Source organism: Mesorhizobium sp. M5C.F.Ca.IN.020.32.2.1 (assembly GCF_004023105.1).
Classification (GTDB): domain Bacteria; phylum Pseudomonadota; class Alphaproteobacteria; order Rhizobiales; family Rhizobiaceae; genus Mesorhizobium; species Mesorhizobium wenxiniae.
Genome location: NZ_RZSX01000739.1, coordinates 1 through 3,219, shown reverse-complemented (window position 1 = coordinate 3,219; position 3,219 = coordinate 1). Strand labels below are relative to the sequence as shown.

Sequence of the window (3,219 nt, the reverse complement as noted above, 5' to 3'; positions counted from 1 at the left end):
TTTCTCGGGCGGCGCACGGGCGGAAGAGATAGCGCGCTTGCTGGCCGAAGCCGGGTTGGAGCAGCCTGTCGTCGACTGGAAACTGGGCGCGATCCATCGCGCTCAGTCTCGACAGATGAGTTGGCCCAAGGCGCTCGAACGCGTCACTCAACATCGCTTCGCGATCTGCGCGACAAAGCCGCAGTAGACTCCTCGGCGCTGCCGGCGTCGGGATGGCGCGGGCGGCGGCACGACTGCGAATAGCTGCCGATCTGCGGTCAGCTCAGATGCGCCACCGAGTATTATTTCTTCTGACTGGCGTCCTGCAAGATCATTTCCGATGCCTTCTCCGCGATCATCACCACTGGAGAGTTGGTGTTGCCGGAAACGATCGTCGGCATAATCGAAGCGTCGACGACGCGCAGGCCAGAAATGCCGTGCACCCGCAGCCGGCCGTCGACCACCGCCATCGAGCCTGTGCCCATCTTGCAGGTCCCGACCGGGTGGAAAATCGTAGTGCCGATATCGCCGGCCTTGCGGACGAGATCTTCGTCGCTTTCATATTGTGCACCGGGCAGCATTTCCTCAGGCGCGAAACGGGCAACGGCGCGCGCCTTCATCAAGCGGCGGACATGGCGAAGCGAGGCTACGGCGACGGTCCTGTCTCCCTCGGTAGACAAATAGTTCGGCCGGATCTTCGGGGCACTCGGCGGATCGGGTGCCTCTATGTGGACGGTGCCGCGGCTTTCCGGTCTGAGGTTGCAGACCGAAACCGTGACCGCGGGGAAGCGATGCAGCGGCTCGCCCAGCCGGTCAGTGCTCAACGGCTGGACATGGTATTCGAGATCGGGCGTTTCCAGGCGTGGGTGGCTTCTGGCGAAGATGCCAAGCTGGCTGGGCGCCATCGACAGCGGTCCGGTGCGACGAATAGCGTATTCGACGCCCATGGCCGCGCGGCTGAACAGATTGTGGTAGCGCTGGTTCAGCGTCGAGGCATTGGCGACCTTGAAGACTGTGCGGATCTGCAGATGATCCTGCAGGTTCTCGCCGACGCCTTCCAGCGCGTGGCGAACCAGGATTCCTGCTGCGCCAAGCACGACAGGTCGGCCGACGCCGGAAAGCTCGAGCAGCTTCGGGGAATTGATCGCGCCAGCGGCAAGTATCGTCTCGCCTGCCCGCGCACGATGCAGTTGACCGCCCATTCGGAAAATAACACCAGTGACGCAAGCTCCATCGAAATTTAGCTTCTCGGTCTCGGCGCCGGTCACGACGCGCAAATTCGGCCGCCGCAGCACGCTGCGCAGGAACGCTTTCGAGGTATTCCAGCGCACGCCCTTCCGCTGGTTGACCTCGAAATAGCCTGACCCCTCGTTGGTCCCGCCATTGAAATCCTCCGTCCGGGGGATGCCGAGTTCCTCGGCTGCATCGCGGAAGGCATCCAGGATTGGCCAGGACAGGCGCTGGCGCTCGACGCGCCATTCGCCACCGGCGCCATGAAGGTCGTTGGCGCCGCCAAAATGGTCCTCGGACTTGCGGAAATACGGAAGCACGTCATCCCAGCCCCAGCCAAGATTTCCGGCTTGCCGCCAGCCGTCATAGTCGGCCGCCTGGCCGCGCATGTAGATCATGCCGTTGATCGACGAGCAGCCGCCCAGAAGCTTGCCGCGCGGATAGTTGAGCGCACGACCGTTCAGGCCGGCTTCCGGCTCGGTCTTCATCAGCCAATCCGTGCGCGGGTTGCCCATGCAGTAGAGATAGCCGATGGGAATGTCGACCCAGTGATAGCGGTCGCTGCCGCCGGCCTCCAGAAGCAGCACGCGCATGGCTGGATTGGCCGACAGTCTGTTGGCCAGCACGCAGCCGGCTGAACCTGCGCCAACGATGATGAAGTCGTATTGTCCAAAATCGGCAGCGGTCTGTGTCAATCGGACATCCGTTCGCTTGCCATCCTGTCCCATAGCGGACCCATGGCCTGGTTGATTTCGCCATACAGGCGATAGCGCTGCTCATAGACCGGTGCGATCTCGCTATTGGGCTGGTAGCAGCGGTCGGGCGCGGTCATCGCGGCCGCGCCTGAAGAGAAGTCGGCAAACAGGCCGACGCCTGTCCCGGCTGCAATTGCAGCTCCCAGCGCACCAGTCTCGCGGCTGCGCGCTACCGTCACCGGGACGTCCAGCACATCGGCGAATATCTGCGGCCAGATGGCGCTGCGCGAGCCGCCGCCCGAAAGAACCGCCTGGCTGACGGTCGCTCCCGCTCGGCGCAGCGTCTCGACATGGCGCCGGTGTTCGAAGACGACCCCCTCGAACAGTGCGCGCAGCATATGCGCCCGCGTATGCCAGCCGGCGATGCCGTAGAAACCTGCACGCGCCTTGCCATTCTGCTGCGAGCCGTAAAGGAATGGGTGGTAGATCGGCATGTCTCCCGCGGGACCGACGGAAGCAACGAGCTCGCTGCAGATCTCGAATGGCGATGCGCCAGCCGGCGGCGCATGCTCGAAGAACTCACGGACGATCCATTCGAGATTTGCGGCCGAAGTGGCGCTCGATTCGATGGCGAGATAACGCACCGGATCGAACGTCGACAGCATGAAGATCGACGGATCGCGGATCGGCTCTTCGGTGATAACCTGGTTGATGCTCCAGGTGCCGGCAATGATGGAGGCGGCGCCGGTGCTGGTGACGCCCGAACCAATGGCGCTGGCGACGACGTCGAACAGACCCGCCACCACAGGCGTGCCCGCCCGAAGGCCGGTGGCTGCGGCGACATCGCGGGTGATTTGACCGGCGATGTCGGAGGCCTCCAGCACGTTCGGCAGCAGTTCCATGCAATCGTCGAGCCCGTAGGCGGCCAGCAACTCACGCTCGTAGCGTCGGCCGGGCATCTGCAAAAGCCCGCAGCCCGACATATCCGAGGTCTCGGTCGAGCGCGCTCCGGTGAGGCGGTTGACGACAAAATCCTTGCACAGGAAGACGGTGCCTATTCGGGCAAAAAGCGCCGGGTCATGGCGCCTGAGCCACGCCAGCAGAGTCGGCGTCTGCGCCGCCCAGGGCCGTTGCAGGCAGTAGACATAGGTCTGGTCGCCAACGCCTGCGGCCGCCCATTCGCTCACGATGCCGATGCCGCGTGTGTCGAGCGACTGGATGCCGAGCAGCGGGTCGCCGGCGCGGTCCAGCGCGTAGAGCCCGTTGCCGTGGCCGGCGCAGCCGATCACCGCGATGTCGCGGGCATCGATGCCCG

2 protein-coding genes and 1 pseudogene are annotated in these 3,219 nt (G+C 64.2%); 1 reads left to right on the top strand and 2 read right to left on the bottom strand.

Annotated elements, in window-relative coordinates; genetic code table 11:
• Positions 1–187 (top strand): annotated as a pseudogene (locus tag EOA86_RS38915) (SAM-dependent methyltransferase); the annotation flags it as partial.
• A gap of 94 nt (positions 188–281) precedes the next feature.
• Here EOA86_RS38915 and EOA86_RS27995 read toward each other — a convergent pair.
• The gene (locus EOA86_RS27995; protein ID WP_128344635.1) at positions 282–1,904 is read right to left on the bottom strand and encodes a GMC family oxidoreductase N-terminal domain-containing protein; all 1,623 of its coding nucleotides are present in this window, start codon (positions 1,902–1,904) and stop codon (positions 282–284) included.
• Positions 1,901–3,219 (bottom strand): FGGY-family carbohydrate kinase (locus EOA86_RS27990; RefSeq protein ID WP_164892040.1); only part of this gene is annotated, 1,319 nt, incomplete at its 5' end. The genes EOA86_RS27990 and EOA86_RS27995, both read right to left, overlap by 4 nt.